This is a genomic window from Haloarchaeobius baliensis, from assembly GCF_052060055.1.
Classification (GTDB): domain Archaea; phylum Halobacteriota; class Halobacteria; order Halobacteriales; family Natrialbaceae; genus Haloarchaeobius; species Haloarchaeobius baliensis.
This window is the reverse complement of sequence record NZ_JBPPFR010000003.1, coordinates 593,499-610,350: the sequence shown is the minus strand read 5'-3', so window position 1 is coordinate 610,350 and position 16,852 is coordinate 593,499. Positions and strand designations below refer to the sequence as shown.

Genomic DNA, 16,852 nt, shown 5'->3' with positions numbered 1-16,852 from the left:
GAACGGCAACGGTCACGACGACGCGAGGACGTCGGCGTAGAGGTCGGCGAGCCGTTCACCCATGCGGTCGGGGGTGAGGAACGCCGTCTCGGTGCGCCCGTCCGAGCGTCCGTCCGACCGGAGTGCCGAGGCGAGTGCGTCGACGAGCCCGGCATCGGTCCCGGCGACGTGTGAGTTCTCGACGCCGTCGAGTGCCGCGTCGACGAACCCGACGTCCGTCGAGACCACGGGAACGTTGCACGCCGCGGCCTCCTTGACGACCATGGGCCCGCTCTCGCGACGCGAGGTGACGAGGACGGCGTCGCTCGCGTTCATGTAGAGCGGGACGCGGTCGTGGTCGACGCCCCATATCCACCGCAGGTCGACCGGCTCGTCGATGAGCTCCTCGACCTGGGTGACGACCCGTTCCGCCCGCTCGTGGTCCTTCACGTCGCGGTCCGGGTGGTACGGGAAGAGGACGACGTGGCCGTCGGGGTCCCAGTCGACCGCCTCCCGCGCCCGCTCTCTGTCGACCGGGCGGAACCGCTCGGTGTCGAGCGCGAACGGCACGACCTCGTGCGGGACCGACATCGACTCCGAGATGGCCTCCGAGGGTGCGACGACGGCGTCGCTCCCCCTGGCTGCCAGCTCGGTCGTCGCGGTCAGCGCCGTCGAGTCGCTCATCACGTCCGACCCCCAGACCGAGAGGACCACGGGCCGGGTCGGCTGTGCCAGCGCGAACGGGCCTGTCAGCCCGTAGTTGGCGTGGACCAGGTCGTACGAGTCGAGGCCACGGGAGAGGACCCGCTGGTAGAACCGACGGTACGCGTCGGCGGACTCGACCAGCGACCCCGTCTCCGGCACCGTCACCGTCGTGCACTCCACCCCGTGCGCTTCGAGCGCCTCGACCTGTTGCTCGAAGAAGGGTGACGCGGTGGTGACGACCTGCAGCACGTGCATCCTACGCGGTCACCCCGAGACGGTCGAGGACGACAGAGAGCGTGTCCTCCTTCTCGGTGAGCAGTTCGACGCGTCGCCGCTCCCAGTCGACGTCGTCCTCCCGTTCGAGTATCTCGACGGCGCGGTCGATGGCCTCGAGCTGGCGGTCCGGGCCGTGACAGCAGAACAGCAGCCCGTACTCCTCGGCGAGCTCGTCCGTGACACCGGTCTCGAGGGAGTTCACGTAGACGGCGGGCGTCCCGAGCACGGCGCTCTCGATCGCCATGGTCGCGCCCTCGCCGATGACGCAGTCGGCGTAGTAGAGCAGGTCGTGCATCCGGTGCGGGGCGATGTCGACGCGGTGCTCGGCGAGCGCCCGCGGGAGCGCCCCCTCGGCGGAGACGAGCACCTCGACGCCGGTCGCCTCCAGGCGCTCGACCACGTCGGCGACGTCGTCGAAGCCACCCTCGCCAGCGTCGTGGGCGGCGGCCCAGTCGACCGACCGGAGGACGACGTAGCCGTCGTCCGGTGCGAGGTCGAGTCTCGCCAGCACGGACGGGTCGGCAGTGAACCGGGACGGATGCAGGTACGACAGCTCGTGATAGCCGTCGTACTCGAACTGCTTCGACCCGATGTCGTCACGGTAGCACGAGGGCGTGCAGATGGTGTCCGCGAACGGGAACGCGAGGCGGTTCGAGAGCGTTGCGTGTTCCGTGTCGGTGAACACGACGCTGCGCGCCCCGACGACCGACGCGACGTGTGCCGCGGCGACGCCCCCAATGGCGGCGATGACGTCGGGGTCGAGCTCCCGGGCACGCTGGAGGAGCCGCCACTCGTACCGGGCCTGCATCACGGCCTGCCCGCCACGGTGCTCCCGCGGGGTGACCAGCGTCTCGTGGGGGATGTCGTAGCGGTCCAGCAGTGCCGTGATGATCGGCACCCTGCGGGCGAACACCGACACGTCGTGGCCCGCATCGACGAGGCGCTCGTGGACGTGCCGGAAGAAGTGGACGTGAGCCGGATGCTGGACGGTCAGGACGATGGTCTTCGGCGGCGCCTGCTCGAGGTCGACACCGTCGGCCGTCCGGTCCCATGTGTCTGTCATAGTTTGTCGTAGACGAACCCCTGGCTGCTGGCGACGTCGCCGTCGTAGATACCGGGGAGGTCGAGCAGTATCGGCTCCGACGCGAGCTGGTCGGCGAGCGTTGCGAGTTCGACGTCGGCGAACTCGTCGTGGGCCGTCGCGACGAGGACGCCGTCGTAGCCCGCGGGGTCGAACTCGGCCGCGACGTCGACGTCGAGGTGGGTCCGTTCCGTTCCCGTGTCCGTATGCGGGTCGAAACAGGTGACGTCGATGTCGTAGGAACGGATCTCCTCGACGAGCGCCTTCGTCTCCGAGGAGGTCACGTCGCTGACGTTCGCCTTGTACGACGTGCCGAGGACGAGTATCTCGCTGTCCTGGAGCACGCGACCGGACTCGTTGAGCGCCCGGACCAGTCGCCGGGTGACGTGCCGGGGGACGTGCTCGTTGATCTCCCGTCCCTGGTGGATGAGCTTCGGGGAGAAGCCGGACTTCTCCGACCGATGGGCCAGGTACAGCGGGTCGACCGGGATACAGTGACCGCCGACCAGTCCCGGCTCGTACTCGTCGTGGAAGTTCCACTTCGTGCCGGCGGCGTCGAGCACCTCCTCGGTCTCGAGGTCCATGTGGTCACAGGCCATCGCGAGCTCGTTGATGAGGGCGATGTTGATGTCGCGCTGGACGTTCTCGATGACCTTCGACGCCTCCGCCGTCTCGACGTCCGGGGCGCGATAGACGCCGGCGTCGACGACCTCCTCGTAGAGCGATGCGACGTCGTCGCGGACGGAGTCCGAGCCCGCGCCGACCACCTTCGTGACGGCCTCCAGGGTCCGGCCGCCGATCCCCGGCGAGAGCCGCTCCGGAGAGTAGGCCACCTCGAACTCCTCCCCCGCAGTCAGGTCGCCGGCCGCCTCGATGGTCGGCACCATGACGGTCCGGGTGACACCGGGGTAGACCGTCGACTCCAGCACGACCGTCGTGTCCGGGTTGAGGTTCCGGCCGACGGTCCTGCTCGCCGACTCGACGGCGTCGAGGTCGGGCGTGCCGAGGTCGTCGACCGGGGTCGGGACCGTGATGAGGACGTAGTCCGCATCGCCGATGCTGGTGGGGTCGTCGGTGTAGTGGACGTCCGAGGTGGCGACGCGGTGGTCGCCGACCTCGTCGATCGGGTCCGTCCCGTCCGCGAGCTTGTTCACCTTCTGGGTGTCGATGTCGTAGCCGACGACCCCCTTCCCGGCCTCGTCGAACGCGACCGCGAGTTCGAGCCCGACGAAGCCGAGCCCGACCACGCAGACGACGTCGTCGGCCGGGCTAGTCATCGAGGCCCACCCCGCAGTACTCGATCTCGATGTCGTCCCGGAGGTGGGTGAGCGCCTGCCGGCCGTCGACCACGGCGAGTCGACTGCCGGGTGGGCGGAGCTCGTGGACGTCGAGCGCCTCGAACTCGGGCTGAGAGGTGACGAGGACGACGCCGTCGTAGACGTCGGACTCGAGATCCGAGAGCTGTTCTATCGTGGCCCCGGCGGCCTCGAACTCGTCGTACTCGTCGAGCACCGGGTCGACGGCGTGCACGTCGACACCGGTGTCGTCGAGGTGGTCGATGATGGGGAGCGCGGGAGTCGCGCGGGTCTCTGCGACGCCCGGCCGGTAGGTCAGTCCGAGCACCAGCACCGACGACTCCGCCGGTGCCTTCCCGACGGTCCGGAGCCCGTTCAGGACGAACTCCATCGTGTACAGCGGCATCATCTCGTTCACGCTCCGGGAGGTCTCGAGCAGCTGCGTCGAGGACTCGAGCTCCCCGATGAGGAAGTACGGGTAGTACGGGATGCAGTGCCCGCCGACACCGGCCCCCGGCGTGTGGATGTCACAGAACGGCTGGGTGTTGGCCGCGTCGATGGCGTCCACGACGTCGATCCCCAGCTCGTCAGCCATCATGCCCAGCTCGTTCGCGAGGGCGATGTTGACGTCGCGGTAGACCCCCTCGAACACCTTCACGGCCTCGGCGGCCGTCATGCTCTCCATCTGGATCACGTCGTTCTGGGTGATCTCCTCGTAGATGAGCGAGGCGACCCGGGTGCTCTCGTGGTCGGCACCGCCGACGATCTTCGGGTAGGCGCCCCGGATGTCAGTCAGCGCACGGCCGCTCGAGGTCCGCTCCGGGCAGAACGCGAACCCGAACTGGGAGCGCTCGAGACCGCTCTCCGCCTCGACGAGGGGGAGGAGCACGTCGCGACAGCTCCGGGGCGGGAGCGTCGACTCGAAGATGACCATGTCGCCGGGGTCGAGGCCGCTCGCGATGTCGCTCGCGACCGACCGGACCAGGGCGAGGTCGGGGTCGTCTTCCTCGTCGATGAGCGTCGGCACGATGACGACGTGGACGGCCGCCTCCGCAGCCACTGCCGCGCCGTCGGTGAACGCCCGGAACTCGCCCTCGGCGACCGTCTGGTGGACGAGTTCGTCGAGGCCGGGTTCGTCCTCGACGTGGGACTCGCCGGCGTTGATGGTGTCGACGACCTCGGGGTCGACGTCGACGCCGAGTACGTTGCCCGTCGTCTTCGCGTAGACGGCGGCGAGCGGAAGCCCCATCTTGCCGAGTCCGTACACGGCGACCGGCACCTCTCCCGAGCGGAACGCGGACTGCTGACTGTCGCTCGCGAGCTCCGACCGGTAGAGACCGACCGGCGAGGCGACGTCGTTCATCGGCCGTTCCCTCCCCGGAGCTCCGGGGGCAGTTCCCTGAACCGGGCAGGTGAACCGACGGCCAGGCAGTCCGGTGGCACGTCCTCCGTGACGACCGCGCCGGCGGCGACGAACGAGCGCGCGCCGACGGTCACGTCGGGCAGTATCGTCGTGTTCGCGCCCAGCGAGACGCCGTCCTCGATGGTCGGCCCGACAACGTCGTGGTCAGTCCGGAGGGGATACGGGTCGTTCGTGAGGACTGCGTGGGGCCCGAGGAACACGTCGTCGCCGATGGTGGTCTCGGTGGGCACGTAGACGCCGGTCTGCATGCTCACGTCGTCGCCGATCTCCGACCGGCCGTCGATGACGGTCTTGGTGCCGACGAGCACGTCGTCGCCGATCGTCGTGTGTTCGCGGACGATGGCGTCGTGGCCGGTGACGAAGCCGTCGCCGATGCTGACGTCGCCGTAGATGATGGTGCCGTGCCTGACGACCGCGTCGTCGCCGATCCGCGTCCTGCCTCCGTCGCTGGCGTACTCGTAGCTGATTGTCGCTCCCGCGTCGATCTCGCACCGCTCCCCGGCTCGAAGCCCCGTCATGGTACCGTCGTCGAGGGCGGTGCGTCGGTTCGTCGGCCCCGGTCACCCGGTCCGACGGTCGGTGACGTCTCTGCTCGGAGTGAACGCTCCACCGAGCTATCGTTCAGGTTTGTCATCGTCTGGTCGGACAACGGACCCCAACGCGGATTACTATAGTTCGGGTAAGCGTCGTCTTATGGGACTGATAAGCACGAAATCGGACGAACAGAGGGAGAATCGACTGGCGTTCAGTCGGAGTGGGGCGCGAGCGGCTCGGTGTCGACGCCGTCCGTCGACTCCTCGATGGCGCGTGTCATCTCCAGCACACGAAGCCCGTCCTCCCCACTGACGGTGGGCGTGCCGTCCTCGTCGACGGTCCGTGCGAACGAGCGGAGCTCGCGTTCGAGCGGCTCGCCGTCGGCCACCGAGACGTGCTCGACCACGTCCCCACCGCGGCAGTCGGACTCGTCGCGGGCCGCGTACTTCGGGTCGCTCTTCCGGTGCACCTCCACCCGCTGTTCGAGGAGGTCGGCCTTGACCCGGCAGTCCTGCGCCGACACGCTGAGCGTCCTGACCTGCTCGCGAGAGACGCGGCTCGCGGTCAACGTACACAGTGCGTCGGTGTCGAACTCCAGGGTCCCGACCGCGTACCGGCCGTCGGCGGTCTCGTACCCGCTGCAGCTCTCGACCGAACCGTCGAGGAGGCTCCACACGAGGTCCACGTCGTGGATCATGAGGTCCATGACCGCCGAGTCGGGGATGTTCCGCTCCGGTGGTGGCCCCAGTCGCTCGGCCTCGATGGCGATGACGTCGAGGTCCTCGACGACCTGACTGAGCACCGAGACGGTCGGGTTGAACCGCTCGACGTGGCCGATCTGGATGGTGACGTCGTGCCGGTCGGCCATCCGCACCAGTGCGCGCCCGCGGTCGAGGTCCTGGACGAACGGCTTCTCCACGAGGATGTCGACGCCGGCCTGTATCGCACGCCGGGCCAGTTCGAAGTGGTACTCCGTCGGGACCGCGATGGAGACGAGGTCGACGACGTCGAGGAGCGCGTCTATCTCGCGGGCGGAGGTGTCGAACTCCTCGGCAACCGCCTCGCTCCGCTCCCGGTCGGCGTCGTAGATGCCGGCGAGGCGCGTCTCCGCGAGGTCGTCGTACACCCTGGCGTGGTTCCGGCCCATGCTCCCGACGCCGATGACGCCGGCGGCGAGTCGCGCCTGCGGGTCCTGGACGACGTCAGACATGGTCGATCGACACCTCCTCGCGAAGCACTCGTCCGACGTAGTCGATCTCGCGACGGGAGACGCCGGGATGGACCGGGAGCGAGAGCACCTCGTCGGCGACCCGCTCCGCGACGGGCGACCGCGATTCGAACCCGTCGAACGCCTCCAGTTCGTGGATGGTGGACGGGTAGTAGACGCCCGCGTCGATACCGTGGTCGTCGAGCGCCGATATCACCTCGTCTCGGTTGCCACACCGGACCGTGTACTGGTGGTAGACGTGGCGACGGTCCGACGGTTCCGTCGGCGTGACGAGCGGCGTGTCCTCGAGTGCCTCGTCCAGTCTGGCGGCGTTCCGCCGACGGGCCTCGTTGTACGACGGCAGCTCCCCCAGCTGGGCACGACCCAGGGCCGCGTTCATATCCGTCATCCGGAAGTTGTGACCGAGCTCGACGTGCTCGTAGCCCGCCGTCTCGCGACCGTGGTTGATGAACCGGCGCACGGCGTCTGCGATCTCCGGATCGTCCGTCGTGACCATGCCGCCCTCGCCCGTGGTCATGTTCTTCGTGGGATAGAACGAGAAGCAACTCACGTCGCCGTGGGTGCCGACCGGTTCGCCGTCGTACGCCCCGCCGTGGGCCTGCGCCGCGTCCATGACGAGCGGGATGTCGAGCTCGTCGGCGATCGACTGCAGGCCCTCGACGTCGACCGGCAGCCCGTAGAGGTGGACGGCGACGATGGCGTCGACCGCCCGCGGCGACTCCTTGATCGTCTCCCGGACCGATTCAGCCGAGAGCGTGTACGTCTCCGGGTCGATGTCGGCGAAGACGGGGATGCCGCCGGCGAACCGGATCGCGTTCGCGCTGGCGACGAAGGAGAGCGGCGTCGTCACGACGAGACTGCCGGCCTCGATGTCGACCGCCTCCAGCGCGGCGTGGAGTGCCGCGGTGCCGTTCGCGGCGGCGACCGCGTGGTCGGCACCGCAGTAGTCGGCGAACGCCGACTCGAAGCCATCGACCTCGGCACCGGACGCGAGCTGTCCGGATTCGAGGACGTCGACGACGCGGTCGATCTCTGCGTCGCCGACGTCGGGGTCCGCGATCGGGACCCGTTCGCTGGGTGGCGCGGGTTCGCTCATCGTGCGACCACCCCGGAGTCTCTCGTCCGGTGATTACGACGCAGTACAGGAGATTCGAGCCGCTCGCGGCCCGGTCGCGGGCCGGCAGGCCGGGGACGTTCCCCAGTCGACGACACGGGAGCGACCTCGCTCTCGTTCGAGACTGTCGCGAGTTGTGCAGCGCCGGGGCCGCTGTCCGGACGTGACACACTCCGCTGGTTCCAGACCATCTGTACCGCCCACTCGCGACGGTGAGGCCTTTATTATAGATTTCATAGACCCCTCGAACGGAGGACAGGCCCTCACCGTGCGGCCCCGTGCGCGACGATGGCGGCGACGAGGACCGCTCCGACGAGGATCGAGGCGCTGCTGTTGCCGTTCGAGAGCTGCGGGGCAGCCACGACCAGGCTCGCCATCGTCAGGAGCGTCATCCCCGCGCCGGCGTGTCGCTCCTGCAGGCTCCGACCGGTCGTTCGCTGTGCGCTCATGACCGGGGGCTCGGGGTCGGAATCGCTGTCGACCGAATCGGGGGACGACGCGTCGCCCCTGTACGAGCCAAGGAGTCCCTCCTCGCGGTTGTACGTGATGAGGCCATCGTCGGCCAGCCCCGGCAGGTCGACCTCGTACAGCTCCTCCCGTACCGTCCGTCGGTCGCGCTCTGTCGGCCCAGCAGTTCCCTCCTCGTGCTCCCAGGCGACGACGGCGTCTGTGAGTTCGTCGAGGGTCACCGGCGTCTCTACGTCGTCGAGATAGGAGATGATGAACTGGCGGCGGCGGGTGGGGCCACGGCTATCGTCCGTCGACCGCGGACCGATGGACCCTGTCATCGTCCGAACACCGGGTGGAGCACGAGATACGTTCCCACTCGGGGTGTCGTGCTTGCGCCTTTTCAAAGCAGCGGCGGTTCAAACCGCCAGCCGGGTCAGGAACGCCTCGCCCGGCCTCCGAAGAGGGAGGTTACCGTCCCGGTCGCCATCGAGTAGAACAGGCCGGGGTACTGGCGCGTCTCCGGCCAGCAGGCGTCACGGAGGTGGCGGAACCCCTCGGTGAGCTCGCCCTCCTGGAAGTAGAACTTCGCGAGGAAGTAGTCGTGCGTCCCCCTGATGTCGTACCCCTGGCGTTCGAGCCGGTCGACGGTGTCCGAGAACTTCTCGAGGTACGCCTCGTCGGCGGCTTCGATGGACTCGGCCGACGGACGACCCGTGTCGTACCGGGAGACGAGGGTATCGTCCACGTATGCGAGCTGCCCCTGACGGAGCACGCGGATGAGGAACTCCGAGTCCTGGAACCGGTCGAACGACTCGTCGAACCCGTCGATGGCTTCGACGACCTCGCGCCTAACCAGCAGCGTCGAGCCGGCGCTCGTGTGGAGCCTGTCCAGCAGCACGTCCTTCACGAGTGACTCGCCGCCCTCCGCACCCTCGGTCTCGTCGATCCGCGTGAAGCGCCGCGGGAGGATGCTGTCGAGCGGGCCGTCGTCGTCGTCGGTGACGAGTTCGACGCCGCAGTAGACGGCGACCCAGGACGCCGGTCGGGTCGAGAGCTCCGCGACCTGTCGCTCCAGCTTCTCGGGGTGCCACTCGTCGTCGGCGTCGAGGAACGCGACGTACTCGCCCGACGCCGCCTCGATGCCCGTGTTCCGGGCCGCACTGGCACCGCGGTTCGTCCCGTGTGCGAGGTACGCGATACGGTCGTCCTCGTAGGACCGCACCACGGAGGCCGTGGTGTCCGTCGATCCGTCGTCGACGACCAGGAGCTCGAAGTCGTCGTACGTCTGGTCAAGAACGCTGTCGATACTCCGGTGCAGCACACCGGCCTCGTTGTACGTCGGAACCACGATACTGACGGTTGTCATCCTTGTCCAGTACGTGGGGATGTCGACGGTTTACTATGCGGTTGGTAACGCTCCGGCGCGCTCGCCAGGCACCGCTCGCCGAACCGAGCCACTCGGTGATGCGAGCTTAGACGGGTGTTAAACCCGGGTTTACCGACTCAGTAGTAAACAACACCACTCCCCTCGGAACAGATGATGTTCGACGAACTTGACGCGTCGAGACGGTACGTGTTGATACTCGGTGTGGTTGCCCTGATCGCACTGGCCGGCTGTTCGAGCCCCTCCGGCGACGAAGACCCGGCAGCGAACAACTCGACAGACGAGCTGACGACGACCGGGCCCACCGACGGACCGACGACGAACGGAACGACCAGCGATGGGTCGATGAACGGCACCGAGACCACCACGGACGACTCGGATAGCACGACGACCGACGGGACGACGACCGACGGAACCACCACGAACGGCACCACCACGAACGGCACCACCGCAACGACGGAATAGACGACGACTGCGGGCTTCCGTGCCCCTCCCATTTCTCGCGAAGCCGGGTCGAACAGTCCGGGCAGTGAGTACTAGGAGACCGATAATAAACACCGTGGCCTCCCGAGCTAGCCGTGATGTTCGACGACACAAGCATCACGAAACGAGTCACGCTCGCCCTCGGAATCGTCTTCCTCGTCGCTCTCGCCCGCCGTGTCTGGCGCGCCGACGGCGGGACGGAGACGGACACCGTCGAAGCGACCGAGGACTCGACCGAGACGACGGTCGAAGAGCCAGCGAGCGCGTAGGCTCGGCCCCGCTGACCGAGGCCTCCAGGGACCGACTCGTCCGACGACGGACAGCATCGACCGTACTCGACACCGACCACGATGAACCACCGACTCCTCTCGCTTGCAGTCTTGGGCTGCTGTCTGCTTGCCCTGGCCACGTCCGCCGGCTCCGTCGACTCGGCCATCTCCACGAAACCGGACGACGCAGTCGACATCGACTCCGGACTCCTCCCGATCGGTGCGGACGCGACCGAGGGCATCAAGCGGCAGCTCCAGGGAAGGGAACCGACCGAGAACACCGACAGCGGCGACGCGGACAGTGGGGAGTCCACGGTGGACTCCTCGCAGCAGTCCCCGAACGAACCAGCCGACTCGTCGGACCTGGCCGACTCCCAGACCGACGAGTCGAAACAACTGGCGCCCGGCGAGGGCGACGACAGCGTGACAGTCCCCGCAGAGCCGTCGACCGGGCTGCTGGAACGGTTGCTGGCGCTCCTCCGAACTGCACTGGGCGTCGTGTTCGCGCTCGGCCTGCTCGCCGTCGGCGCGCTGGCGGCGTACCGCAACCGTGGCCGGTTGCTGGCGCGGCTGGCCGCGCTCCTCGACGGACCCGGCGAGGGTCAGCCGGTCCGGGACGAGGACGACACCGTCCCACCGGAGACACCAGGGAACGCCGTCGAAGAGGCCTGGTACCGGACGATGGAGGAGTTCGGGCTCGCCTCGGCGCGGTCGAAGACACCGGCAGAGTGTGCACGACGAGCCATCGAGCGCGGGGGCAAGCGAGCCGCCATCGAACCACTGACCGAGGTGTTCACCGAGGTTCGGTACGGCGACGAACCGGTGACCGAGAGCCGACGGCAGCGGGCCTCCGAGTCCCGCCGGATCTGCACCGACTCCCACACCCGGAACGGGGGCCGCTGATGCGGCGGCTGCTCGCAGCCGGGGGGATACTCGCGATGCTCCTCGGCGTGGTGACCAGTGGCACCGGCGCTGGCGGTCCGGTCTCGTCGGTCGTCCAGACCCTCGGGAACGACTACTTCCTGCTCGTCGCGGTCGGCGGCGTCGCCGCCGCGGGCGCCATGCTCGCGACGGCCTCCGGGAGCGCCGAGACGATGAACCAGGTGTCGACTCCCGACCCCGAGGGGCCGGTCACGGTGCCGGCAGCGGGCGACCGACTCGACCAGCGGCTGTCGACGTGGCAGCTCCGCCTCCCGCTGTTCGGCGCCGAGTCGCGCGAAGCGGTCCGTGACCGCCTCCGGTCGGCTGCGGTCGGCACCGTCAGACGCACCGACAGCTGCAGCCGGACGGACGCCGCCGAGCAGGTCGCGGCTGGCGAGTGGACCGACGACGAGCGCGCGGCCGCGTTCGTGGCGGACGGACACCTCACGCTCGGAGCGACGGTGCGTGCACCCCGGTACGCCAGACACACCGTCGACGCCATCGAGGCCCTCGACGCCGGGGACGCCACCGGAGGGGGCGAGACGTGACCGAACGCAGGACGAAGCGGTGGCGCGGCGTCGTCGGCGTGGCACTGTTCGTCGGCGCAGTCGGGCTCGTCGCGAAGCGCCCCCCACTGCTGCTGCTCGCCGGCGTCGGCGTCGTCTTCGCCGCCTATCCGGACCTGGCACCGCGTGCCGAACCGGAGCTCCACCTCGAGCGGGCCGTGAGCGAATCCTCCCCCGAGCCCGACGACGAGGTCGACGTGACGGTCACGGTCACGAACCGTGGCGACGGGACCCTCGCCGACCTCAGGATACTCGACGGCGTCCCACCGGCACTCTCCGTCGTCGACGCGCTCCCCAGACGCGGGACCGCGCTCCGACCGGGCGAGTCCGACTCGTTCACCTACACGGTCCGGGCCGAACGCGGAACCCACGGGTTCGAGCCCGCGACGGTCGTGGCCCGCGACGTGGCCGGCGCCGTCGAGGTCGAGACGACGGTCGGGGCTGACGACCGGACGGAGCTCGACTGCACGGCAGACCTCTCGGCCGCGCCGGTCCGACCGGAGGCCCTCCAGCAGGTGGGCCGTATCTCGGCGGACTCCGGCGGCACCGGGACCGAGTTCTACCGGACCCGCGAGTACCGTCCGGGTGACTCGCTCGGCCGCATCGACTGGAACCGCTACGCGGCGACCGGCGAGCTGACGACCACCGAGTACCGCGAGGAGCGCGCGACGAGTGTCCTGGTCGCCGTCGACGCCCGGCGGACCGCGTACCGCGGCCCTGAAGGCGAGACCCACGCCGTCGTCAGATGCGTCGCCGGAGCCCGACGCCTGGTGGACGTCCTCGATGGGACGCGGAACCCGGTCGGAATCGTCGGATTCGGTCGGTCCTACTGCCTGCTGGAACCGGACACCGGCAGGGAACACACGCGCCGCGCGCACCGGATCCTCGCGACCCACGAGACCTTCGACTCGCGCCGCCCGACGGACTCCGTCGACTTCGAGGCGCAGGCGACCCAGCTCCGCTCGACGTTGAATGAACGCACACAGCTCGTCCTGCTGTCGCCGCTCTGTGACGACGACATCGTCCGCTTCGCCCGGCGGCTCCAGGTCGCCGGCCACGGGGTCACGGTCATCACGCCCGACCCGACGGACGAGGGGAGCGACGGGAGACGCCTCGCCCGGGTCGAACGACGCAACCGGGAGATGGAGCTCCGCGATGCGGGCGTTCGCGTCGTGCTGTGGAGCGACGACCAGGCACTCGAGACCGCGCTCGACCGCGCGGCCAGACGGTGGAGCCGATGACCGACCAGCCTACCGACCACGTCACGGTCAGCCACCGGCCGACGTGGCTCAGTGGCACCGTGGCCGTCCTGGTCGCCGTCGCGACCCTCGCGCTGGTCGGGCCTTCGACGCTGGTCGCACCGCTTGGGGTGGAGTTCGTCGGACTCGCGACGGCGGTCGGTGGACTCACGCTCGCCAGGCGCGGCCGCCGACTCCCGGGGCTGGTCCTCGCCGGGGTCGGAGTCACGATCGCCGTACTGTCGGTGGCGTACGGTGCGTCACTGGCCGGTGGACTCTCCCGAACTGTCGCCGTCCTTCCCGGCATGTTCGGCGTCGCCGTCGTCGCTGCCGCGGTCGCACCGCTCCGTGGAAGTGGCTCCAGGGGACTCCTCAAAGCAGGAGCGACCGGTCTCCTCCTGACGGTGCTCGTGCTCGGGCTGCTCCACGAGGCGTCGTTCCCGGTCCTGCTCGTCGGGACGGCCGGGACCGTGCTGACGTGGGACGCCGGAGAACACGCGACGAACGTGGGCGAACAGCTCGGCCGGGACGTCGCCACGTACAGAAGTGAACTCGTCCATCTCGCCGGCAGCGTGGCCGTCGCAGCCGTCGCCGTCGGCCTCAGCTACGGCCTGCAGACCGTCTCGCTTCCGTCGCTCTCGCTCACGTCGTTCACCCTCGTGCTCGTCGGCGCGTTGCTGTTCACGGCTGCCCTCCACGACTGAGCCGGGGGACGGGCTCGTCGGAGAGGATGTCCTCGATCACGTCAGTCTTGCTCACGTCGTCGACCATCGCGTCGGTCTCGAGGACGAGCCGGTGGGCGAGGACCGCCTCGGCGAGCGTCTTCACGTCCGACGGCCGGACGAAGTCGCGACCGTGGAGTGCGGCCCTCGCCCGGACGGTCTCGAAGAGTCGCTGTGTCCCGCGTGGCGACACGCCGACCTCGACGCGGTCGTCGGCCCGCGTCGCCCTGGTGACGCGGAGGATGTACTCCTTGAGGTCGCCGTGTACGTCGACGTGCTCCGGCGCCGCCTGGAGGTCGCGGACCATCTCGGGCGAGAGGATGCGCTGGGCAGCGGGCAGCGGGTCGGTCCGACGTTCGCGTCGGTCCAGCAGTGTCCGCTCGCCGTCCATGTCGGGGTAGCCGAAGCTCTCCTTGAGCAGGAAGCGGTCCTGCTGGGCCTCCGGCAGCGGGAACGTCCCCTCGCCGGACTCGACGGGGTTCTGCGTCGCGATGACGACGAACGGCGTGGGGAGTTCGTAGGTCTCGCCGTCGACGGTGACCTGCTTCTCCTCCATCGCCTCGAGCAACGCCGCCTGCGTCTTCGGCGACGCTCGGTTGAGCTCGTCCGCCAGCACGATGTTCGCGAACACCGGGCCCGGAGTGAACTCGAACTCGCCGGTGTCCTCCTTGAACGTCTTCGTGCCGGTGATGTCGGCCGGCAGAAGGTCAGGGGTGAACTGGACACGCGAGAACGACAGTCCGAGCGTCGTCGCCACGGTCCGCGCCGTGAGCGTCTTCCCCGTCCCGGGGACGTCCTCCAGCAGTACGTGGCCTCGTGCGTAGAGTGCGGTGAGAACGTTCTCGAGCACCTGATCGTCGGCGATGACGACGCTCGACACCTCGTCGAGCACCTCTCCTCCGAGTTCGTTCGCGGTCGCGACGTCCATGCCGAAGGGCAGAACCGGCAGGCGATTTACTATACTGTCACTAAAGGGTCCGACGGCCCGGGACCGGGGTGGGTGGGTCCCGGGGGAGCCTGACGAAGTAGTTCTCCGTCCCCAGCACGTGGCCGAGGTCAGGCTCGTCCCGGACGCGGTCCCGCCAGACGGCGAACGTCAGCAGCGCCCAGGTGAGCGGCCCGTAGGAGTCGACGTGGCGGGAACGGGCCACCCGGTGCAGGAAGCTCGGTGGCGGGTACTCCTCGAACACCGTCGCGAGCGGCCCGGACTCGACGTAGCGACGGATGGGGAGCGAGCCGGCCCCCTTCCGACTGTCGACCGGATACGCGGGCAGCCGCGAGGACAACAGCGACTTCAGCAGGTACTTCGGCCGGAGGTCCGGGACGTCGTCGAACCCCCTGACGTACCGCCGTTCAGGCGGGACCGAGAGGGCACACCGGGCGAGCCGTCTCGTCCGGAAGGGCGCGACGAGCCTCTGGTCGCGTGCGTAGCCGAGCTGGCGCCACTGGCCGACCCCGTCGTCGGCGAGGAAGTCGACGAGGTGTCCGGACTCGACCTGCCGCCCGAACGTGGTGTCGGCGGTCAACTCGGCACGGCGATGACCGTACTCGCTCCGACGGGCGACCCGTTCGGAGACGGTTCTGTCGTCGAGTATATCGCCGACTGCATCGGGATGGATGTCCGAGGCGAGGTCCTGGGCGAGCGAGTGCGGCGTCGACGCCGGCACCTGCAGTTGCGCCCGTCGCTCGCGCAGGGCCCGCACCGAGTCCGGTTCCCGACCCGGGAGCGAGTCGACGAGCGGCCCGAGCATCGAGATCGACGGCCCGAGCCAGTCCGCGATCCGGGCCGCCTTCAGTCCCTGCAGCCCGAACAGCGCGTCCGCCCCGTGCCCGTTCACGAAGCGGCCGGCGTCCAGCGACCGGAACGCGGCGTCGGTGAACACCGTCTGGTTGTACCGGGGCGGCAGTCCGAGCGCGTCGACCGTTCGCTCCAGATGCTCGAGGAACGCCGTCTCGGCGACGGTGACCTCGTCCGGCTCGACGTCGAGGAGGCTCGCTGCCTCGTCCAGCGCCCCCGTCTCCCGTTCGAACTCGGGTGATTCGACGGCGACGTGCATCGCGGGTGCGTCGTCCCGGTACGTGTGCAACAGCGTGGAGTCGACACCGCCGGAGAACATGGTCGCCGTGGTCGCCGAGGCACCGTCGTCAAGCACCGCCGAGAGCGCGTCGTCGACCCGGTCGCGTGCCGTCTCGGGCCGACACTCCGCCTCGACGGCCAGCCTGTCGACGAGGTCGCGCGACCAGCCGTCGCTGTTCCCGTTCCAGCTGAGCAGCTCGCCGCGTCCGAGCTGTCGGACCGATTCGACGTACGTCGTCGGGGCGACCGGCGACCGGAACAGCAGGTGGTCGGCGATCGCCTCGCGAGAGGTCCGGCGCTCCGACACGTCCAGCTGCGCGAGCGCGTTCCGGAAGTGATCCGCGATGACGACGAGGCCGTCGGAGCCCGTGAGGTAGTACAGCGGCCGGGAGCTGGTGACGCTTCGGTAGGCCTCGACCGTACCCCCGTTGGCGGTCCGGGAGACGTGGATCACGACGGCGTCGTCGGTCACTGCTGCGAGGTCGTCGGCGACCGCGCGCAGGCTCTCGGCGTCCGCGAGGAGGCGTCGAATCGCCTCGGTCCGGAGACCGGAGACGAACCAGGTCCCCTCCGCCCCCTCGAAGCGTCTCGCTTCCGGGTCGGCGAGGAGCAGTCGAAGGTGCGCCATGCTCAGTCCTGGGCGGTCTGCAGACCGCTCCGGCCCGCCAGGCCAGCAAGCGCGACGTAGGAGTTCTGCCAGCGACACCGGTATCCCAGCCAGGAGCGTCCCGTCTCGGTGAGCCGGTACTCGTTGGAGCGACCGTTCCGCCGGGACTTCTCCAGCAACCCGGCCGTCACGAGCTCCTCGAAGACGGTGTAGACGTGTCCGGAGACGAACTCCCGGTCCTGCGTCCGTTCGAGTTCCCGCTGGACCTCGCGGCCGTTCGGCGAGTCGAGTCCAGCGACGGCGAACATCATGTCACGTTGCAGTGCGGTCAACTGATCCATCGTCGTGGAAGTGCACCGCCGCCACCGTAAGGCCCGACCATCGTTCAGGCACTTAGCAAGCCTCTAAGGCCCGAAAACAGACGAATTCGTGATTCGAGATGCGTTCCGACGGCCAACAGCAACCAGGGACGACGGCGACGTGTGCACTCCCGACGTGTG

At 69.1% G+C, this 16,852-nt stretch carries 18 protein-coding genes; 5 read left to right on the top strand and 13 right to left on the bottom strand.

What is annotated here, in order from left to right; all coding sequences use genetic code 11:
* Positions 1–12 precede the first annotated feature (12 nt).
* The 10 genes from ACSG06_RS19770 to ACSG06_RS19725 all read right to left on the bottom strand — a co-directional run bounded on the left by ACSG06_RS19770 (position 13) and on the right by ACSG06_RS19725 (position 9,966).
* A complete protein-coding gene (locus ACSG06_RS19770) occupies positions 13–939 on the bottom strand; it encodes a glycosyltransferase family 4 protein (RefSeq protein ID WP_440992017.1) in 927 nt (308 codons plus the stop codon).
* Between the two features lies 1 nt (position 940).
* Positions 941–2,023, bottom strand: coding sequence for a DUF354 domain-containing protein (locus ACSG06_RS19765; RefSeq protein WP_440992016.1), 1,083 nt, complete (start codon positions 2,021–2,023; stop codon positions 941–943).
* Positions 2,020–3,318, bottom strand: a complete 1,299-nt coding sequence (locus ACSG06_RS19760) for a nucleotide sugar dehydrogenase (RefSeq protein ID WP_440992015.1) — start codon at positions 3,316–3,318, stop codon at positions 2,020–2,022. The genes ACSG06_RS19765 and ACSG06_RS19760 overlap by 4 nt, the downstream gene beginning before the upstream one ends.
* A complete protein-coding gene (locus ACSG06_RS19755; protein ID WP_440992014.1) occupies positions 3,311–4,699 on the bottom strand; it encodes a nucleotide sugar dehydrogenase in 1,389 nt (462 codons plus the stop codon). Before ACSG06_RS19755 ends, ACSG06_RS19760 begins: the two co-directional genes overlap by 8 nt.
* The gene (locus ACSG06_RS19750; protein WP_440992013.1) at positions 4,696–5,277 is read right to left on the bottom strand and encodes an acyltransferase; all 582 of its coding nucleotides are present in this window, start codon (positions 5,275–5,277) and stop codon (positions 4,696–4,698) included. Before ACSG06_RS19750 ends, ACSG06_RS19755 begins: the two co-directional genes overlap by 4 nt.
* Positions 5,278–5,504: 227 nt before the next feature.
* Entirely contained in the window at positions 5,505–6,503 is a 999-nt protein-coding gene (locus ACSG06_RS19745) for a Gfo/Idh/MocA family protein (RefSeq protein ID WP_440992012.1), read from the bottom strand.
* Positions 6,496–7,617 carry a DegT/DnrJ/EryC1/StrS family aminotransferase gene (locus ACSG06_RS19740; protein ID WP_440992011.1) on the bottom strand — a complete coding sequence of 374 codons (1,122 nt, stop codon included), beginning with the start codon at positions 7,615–7,617 and terminating at the stop codon, positions 6,496–6,498. Before ACSG06_RS19740 ends, ACSG06_RS19745 begins: the two co-directional genes overlap by 8 nt.
* A 281-nt stretch (positions 7,618–7,898) precedes the next feature.
* A complete protein-coding gene (locus tag ACSG06_RS19735; protein WP_440992010.1) occupies positions 7,899–8,423 on the bottom strand; it encodes a DUF7344 domain-containing protein in 525 nt (174 codons plus the stop codon).
* A gap of 95 nt (positions 8,424–8,518) precedes the next feature.
* Entirely contained in the window at positions 8,519–9,451 is a 933-nt protein-coding gene (locus tag ACSG06_RS19730) for a glycosyltransferase family 2 protein (protein ID WP_440992009.1), read from the bottom strand.
* Positions 9,452–9,588: 137 nt separating this feature from the next.
* Positions 9,589–9,966: a hypothetical protein gene (locus ACSG06_RS19725; RefSeq protein ID WP_440992008.1), complete on the bottom strand. Its 378-nt coding sequence runs from the start codon at positions 9,964–9,966 to the stop codon at positions 9,589–9,591.
* An 84-nt stretch (positions 9,967–10,050) separates the two neighbouring features.
* On the opposite strand from ACSG06_RS19725, the gene ACSG06_RS19720 reads away from it, so the two are divergent.
* From ACSG06_RS19720 to ACSG06_RS19700, 5 genes are all read left to right on the top strand, one after another.
* Positions 10,051–10,221 (top strand): hypothetical protein, encoded by a 171-nt coding sequence (locus ACSG06_RS19720; RefSeq protein WP_440992007.1) that lies wholly within the window; start codon positions 10,051–10,053, stop codon positions 10,219–10,221.
* Between the two features lie 81 nt (positions 10,222–10,302).
* Positions 10,303–11,124: a DUF4129 domain-containing protein gene (locus tag ACSG06_RS19715; protein WP_440992006.1), complete on the top strand. Its 822-nt coding sequence runs from the start codon at positions 10,303–10,305 to the stop codon at positions 11,122–11,124.
* Entirely contained in the window at positions 11,124–11,690 is a 567-nt protein-coding gene (locus tag ACSG06_RS19710) for a DUF7269 family protein (RefSeq protein WP_440992005.1), read from the top strand. The genes ACSG06_RS19715 and ACSG06_RS19710 overlap by 1 nt, the downstream gene beginning before the upstream one ends.
* On the top strand, positions 11,687–12,949 hold the full coding sequence (locus ACSG06_RS19705; protein ID WP_440992004.1) for a DUF58 domain-containing protein: 1,263 nt from the start codon (positions 11,687–11,689) through the stop codon (positions 12,947–12,949). The genes ACSG06_RS19710 and ACSG06_RS19705 overlap by 4 nt, the downstream gene beginning before the upstream one ends.
* Positions 12,946–13,650: a DUF7519 family protein gene (locus ACSG06_RS19700; RefSeq protein ID WP_440992003.1), complete on the top strand. Its 705-nt coding sequence runs from the start codon at positions 12,946–12,948 to the stop codon at positions 13,648–13,650. The genes ACSG06_RS19705 and ACSG06_RS19700 overlap by 4 nt, the downstream gene beginning before the upstream one ends.
* Here the strand turns inward: ACSG06_RS19700 and ACSG06_RS19695 are convergent.
* From ACSG06_RS19695 to ACSG06_RS19685, 3 genes are read right to left on the bottom strand one after another with little or no spacing between them, the layout of a single operon-like run.
* Entirely contained in the window at positions 13,628–14,596 is a 969-nt protein-coding gene (locus ACSG06_RS19695; protein WP_440992002.1) for an AAA family ATPase, read from the bottom strand. The two genes, ACSG06_RS19700 and ACSG06_RS19695, sit on opposite strands and share 23 nt — an antisense overlap.
* Before the next feature lie 40 nt (positions 14,597–14,636).
* Positions 14,637–16,373 (bottom strand): asparagine synthase-related protein, encoded by a 1,737-nt coding sequence (locus tag ACSG06_RS19690; RefSeq protein WP_440992001.1) that lies wholly within the window; start codon positions 16,371–16,373, stop codon positions 14,637–14,639.
* A 2-nt stretch (positions 16,374–16,375) separates the two neighbouring features.
* Complete coding sequence (locus ACSG06_RS19685; protein ID WP_440992000.1) at positions 16,376–16,693, bottom strand: helix-turn-helix transcriptional regulator; 318 nt, start codon at positions 16,691–16,693, stop codon at positions 16,376–16,378.
* Positions 16,694–16,852: the final 159 nt, after the last annotated feature.

Excerpts from the sequence above, each read along its gene's own strand:
- ACSG06_RS19770 (WP_440992017.1), bottom strand. The coding sequence starts at position 939 with ATGCACGTGCTGCAGGTCGTCACCACCGCGTCACCCTTCTTCGAGCAA.
- ACSG06_RS19765 (WP_440992016.1), bottom strand. The coding sequence starts at position 2,023 with ATGACAGACACATGGGACCGGACGGCCGACGGTGTCGACCTCGAGCAG.
- ACSG06_RS19760 (WP_440992015.1), bottom strand. The coding sequence starts at position 3,318 with ATGACTAGCCCGGCCGACGACGTCGTCTGCGTGGTCGGGCTCGGCTTC.
- ACSG06_RS19755 (WP_440992014.1), bottom strand. The coding sequence starts at position 4,699 with ATGAACGACGTCGCCTCGCCGGTCGGTCTCTACCGGTCGGAGCTCGCG.
- ACSG06_RS19750 (WP_440992013.1), bottom strand. The coding sequence starts at position 5,277 with ATGACGGGGCTTCGAGCCGGGGAGCGGTGCGAGATCGACGCGGGAGCG.
- ACSG06_RS19745 (WP_440992012.1), bottom strand. The coding sequence starts at position 6,503 with ATGTCTGACGTCGTCCAGGACCCGCAGGCGCGACTCGCCGCCGGCGTC.
- ACSG06_RS19740 (WP_440992011.1), bottom strand. The coding sequence starts at position 7,617 with ATGAGCGAACCCGCGCCACCCAGCGAACGGGTCCCGATCGCGGACCCC.
- ACSG06_RS19735 (WP_440992010.1), bottom strand. The coding sequence starts at position 8,423 with ATGACAGGGTCCATCGGTCCGCGGTCGACGGACGATAGCCGTGGCCCC.
- ACSG06_RS19730 (WP_440992009.1), bottom strand. The coding sequence starts at position 9,451 with ATGACAACCGTCAGTATCGTGGTTCCGACGTACAACGAGGCCGGTGTG.
- ACSG06_RS19725 (WP_440992008.1), bottom strand. The coding sequence starts at position 9,966 with ATGGGAGGGGCACGGAAGCCCGCAGTCGTCGTCTATTCCGTCGTTGCG.
- ACSG06_RS19720 (WP_440992007.1), top strand. The coding sequence starts at position 10,051 with ATGTTCGACGACACAAGCATCACGAAACGAGTCACGCTCGCCCTCGGA.
- ACSG06_RS19715 (WP_440992006.1), top strand. The coding sequence starts at position 10,303 with ATGAACCACCGACTCCTCTCGCTTGCAGTCTTGGGCTGCTGTCTGCTT.
- ACSG06_RS19710 (WP_440992005.1), top strand. The coding sequence starts at position 11,124 with ATGCGGCGGCTGCTCGCAGCCGGGGGGATACTCGCGATGCTCCTCGGC.
- ACSG06_RS19700 (WP_440992003.1), top strand. The coding sequence starts at position 12,946 with ATGACCGACCAGCCTACCGACCACGTCACGGTCAGCCACCGGCCGACG.
- ACSG06_RS19695 (WP_440992002.1), bottom strand. The coding sequence starts at position 14,596 with ATGGACGTCGCGACCGCGAACGAACTCGGAGGAGAGGTGCTCGACGAG.
- ACSG06_RS19690 (WP_440992001.1), bottom strand. The coding sequence starts at position 16,373 with ATGGCGCACCTTCGACTGCTCCTCGCCGACCCGGAAGCGAGACGCTTC.
- ACSG06_RS19685 (WP_440992000.1), bottom strand. The coding sequence starts at position 16,693 with ATGGATCAGTTGACCGCACTGCAACGTGACATGATGTTCGCCGTCGCT.